Here is a 3743-nt window from a genome sequence, read left to right as displayed (position 1 = left end):
GGCGCTGTTGTAAGGTTGTAGTCATGTTTTTATAATTGCGGTTGTTTTTATGAATCAGGTAGGTCTTTCTACCTGTTGTTCACATACTAAATCATTTATTTAGATTTGTAAAGCTTTTTAACAAATATATTTACAATCACCTTGTGCAAACCTCCAAAAGCCCATGCTGCAAGCAAAATCATATATTTGATGCAGTCGGGAATCTGAGCAAATCAACATTTATATATAGTGTCTTATGCCAAATTCTCATTCTTCCACCGTCACCTATAGCCCGGCTTATACCATCGTTCCGACTTACGAGTGCTTCAATCGCTGTACATACTGCAACTTTCGCACCGCACCAGGTCAAAGCCCCTGGATGACTTTATCGGCAGCAAAGAGCATTTTGCTACAACTGCAAAGCCAAAAAGTATGTGAAATACTCATTCTCAGTGGTGAAGTACATCCCCATTCACCCCAGCGTCAGCAGTGGTTTAAGAGGATTTATGATTTGTGTGAGTTAGCCTTAGCTATGGGATTTTTACCACACACTAATGCCGGAATACTTACTTTAGCGGAGATGCAAAAGCTAAAGAATGTCAATGTTTCGATGGGTTTGATGCTGGAACAGTTAACCCCAGTATTGTTACAGACTGTGCATCGACACGCGCCGAGTAAATTACCAGAAATTAGGTTACAACAATTAACATGGGCGGGAGAGTTGCAGATTCCCTTTACCACGGGTTTACTTTTAGGAATTGGGGAAACTGAAGATGATTGCTGGGAAACTTTAGCGGCGATATCTGATTTACATCAGCGTTACCATCATATTCAAGAAGTCATCTTACAACCCCACAGCCCAGGAAATCAGCAAAGCTTTGATGCAGCAGCTTTTGACCCGCATCAATTACCAAAAGTAATTGCGATCGCACGTCAAATTTTACCGCCAGATATTACAATTCAAATTCCGCCAAATTTAGTTCAAGATGATGGATGGTTACTGGCTTGTATCGAAGCTGGCGCGAGAGATTTAGGCGGAATTAGCCCCAAAGATGAAGTGAATCCTGATTATCCTCATATTCAGGAACAAGTTTTGAGAGAAGTTTTACAGCCGGTCGGGTGGGAATTAGTGCCACGTTTGCCTATTTATCCCCAATTTGATAATTGGTTGACTGGAGATTTAAAAATGGCTGTGAAACACTGGCGAACTCACATTAGGGATTACCCAAAAATTGTAGTGGCGTGACAAGCTTAAAATAGTGCATTATGTTTCTCTTGTGGAACAGGCATACTTCGACAAGCTCAGTACAAGTCTTGCCTGTTCTGGGCGGGCTAGAAGCCCACCCCACAATATTTATTATGCACCTATATGCGTATATTTGAGTTAATATGACGCTACAGTGCTAAATTCCAACTTATGACCCAAGATTTTGCCATATTAAAACGGATATATAACTCCTTTGACCCATTTCGACCCTTACCTGCTGGAGATCCAGCTTATGTCGATTGTTCAGAAGTGCGGGGAGATGGTGACATCTTGGTAGAAGTGGGACGAGAGATTTTGTTATCCGACAGAATGACCTCTCAACTTTATGCAGGTCATCGTGGTGCTGGTAAATCAACGGAATTGTTGCGTCTTCAGAAATATTTAGATGAAAACGGTTGCTTTGTTGTCTATTTTGCTGCTGATGAAGAAGATATTGATCCAGAAGATGCCCAATATACAGATATTCTCTTAGCTTGTACACGTCATTTATTGAGGGCGTTAAAAGATAACGCTTCTCCAGACAGTTTATTGAACTGGTTAAATGACCGTTGGCAAGACTTAAAGGATTTAGCACTGACTGAGGTATCTTTAGATAGCTTAAGTATAGAGGCGCAAATTTCCCAATTTGCCAAAATTACAGCCAATTTAAAAGCTGAACCTGGCCAACGCCAAAAGATCAGAGAAAAAGTCAACCCCCATACAATCACTTTGATTGAGGCGTTGAATCAGTTTATTAAAGATGCTAAAAAAAACTTACCTAAAGGTTATTCTCAGCTAGTGTTAATTGTTGATAACCTAGATCGGATTGTACCAGTACCTCAAGCAGATGGACGCAGCAATCATGAGCAGATTTTTCTAGACCGCAGCGAACAACTGCAAGCGTTAGACTGCCATCTGATTTATACAGTGCCAATTTCTTTATTGTATTCTAACCGTGCTGCTGATTTAACCAATACCTATGGAAATACTCAGGTATTGCCGATGATTATGATACAAACTCCCGAAAATCAAAAATATGAGCGTGGAATTAATAAACTGACTGAATTATTGCAAAAACGCCTAAGTTTGATAGACCCGAACAAGTCTATTGTTGATATATTTGAGGAACGTCAGGCATTAGAGGCAATATGCTTGATGAGTGGGGGTCATGTGCGAAATTTATTATTATTAATGAAGGAAGCGATGAAATACACTAACACTCTGCCTATCCCTACTAGAGCCTTACAGCGTTCAATTAGCGAGTTACGAAATACCTACCGCAATACAGTTTTCGCTAACGAATGGCAAGCACTGGCAGCAGTGCATCACTCTAAAGAGATAGAAAACGATCAACTATATCGGGGTTTGTTATTTAATCGCTGTATTTTAGAATATCGATATTTTGATAAACAGGAAGAAAGCCAAGTTTGGTATGATATTCATCCCCTCATTAAAGGAATAAAACAATTTCAAGATGTTTTTAATGAATCATACTCTTCATAAAAAAAGTAACAGCTTATTACTCAGAGGATGTTTGTTAAGTATCGATTATTACTAGCCCTGGCGACTAGAAGTCGCGGCTACACAGACAAAACCCACCTACGTGGGTTGAAAATCATGATTTTCTCGTTAGTCCGCGCAGGCGGACTTCGTTTGTGTAGTAGCGAATTATATTCGCCCAAAACTTTTAAAACATCCTCTCATTAACAGTTAGCATTTATGGGCTAAGTTTATGACACTAGAACTTACTGATTGGGATAACGATTTACCATCAGAAGGAGATGAAGAATATCAAGCCTTAGTTCGCGCTTTAAAATTTACAGAAGGCTTTGGCTTATTCTTTGCTCGTTGTTCTCCGGCAGAAGGTGAGCAGATGATTACCAAAATCAAAGCAGATATAGCCAATAAAAATATACAGGTATTGCGGCTGACGGAATCAGTTAATAATTTATATGAAATAATTGAGAACTTAGATAGTAAAGAACAAATTAAAATTTTATTTATTACAGGCTTAGAGCATTCTTTGATTAAATACGAAGAATGCAAAAGTTTCATGGGATGGAATAGTAGGGATATTTATTCATATAGTTGGAAGGGTGTACCACCTGTTTTAATTAACCTTAACCAACAACGAGAACGCTTTAGAGATAATTTTAAGATTTGTTTTGTGTTCTTGCTGCCTCAGTTTGCTATTAAATATTTTATTCAACGCGCTCCAGATTTCTTTGACTGGCGTTCTGGTTTATTTGAATTTCCTATAAATCCAGAAATTTTAGAGCAAGAATCATTACGTCATTCTTTGGCAGAGGATTATGAAAAACTACTTCAGCTAACTCCAGAACAAAGAAATCAACAAATTTTAGAAATTCAAGGACTAATTACGGAAGAGCATCAAACATCTGAGCGTCAATACGATTTATTTATTAAATTGGGAAGGTTACAGTCTGCTGGACACGATTATCAACAAGCACTTGCATCTTATGACAAAGCCCTAGAAATTCAACCTGATTTCCACTAC

General features: G+C 38.6%; 2 protein-coding genes and 1 pseudogene. All 3 read left to right on the top strand.

Going from position 1 to position 3743, the window contains the following annotated elements:
* Positions 1–235 precede the first annotated feature (235 nt).
* Positions 236–1225, top strand: a complete 990-nt coding sequence (cofG, locus tag VB654_RS22600; RefSeq protein ID WP_323216066.1) for a 7,8-didemethyl-8-hydroxy-5-deazariboflavin synthase subunit CofG — start codon at positions 236–238, stop codon at positions 1223–1225.
* 171 nt (positions 1226–1396) lie between these two features.
* Complete coding sequence (locus VB654_RS22595) at positions 1397–2728, top strand: ATP-binding protein (protein ID WP_323216065.1); 1332 nt, start codon at positions 1397–1399, stop codon at positions 2726–2728.
* 229 nt (positions 2729–2957) lie between these two features.
* Positions 2958–3743 (top strand): annotated as a pseudogene (locus tag VB654_RS22590) (prenyltransferase); the annotation flags it as partial.

It is taken from the genome of Nodularia sp. UHCC 0506 (genome assembly GCF_034931045.1).
Lineage (GTDB): Bacteria > Cyanobacteriota > Cyanobacteriia > Cyanobacteriales > Nostocaceae > Nodularia.
This window is presented reverse-complemented; position numbering and strand designations above follow the sequence as displayed.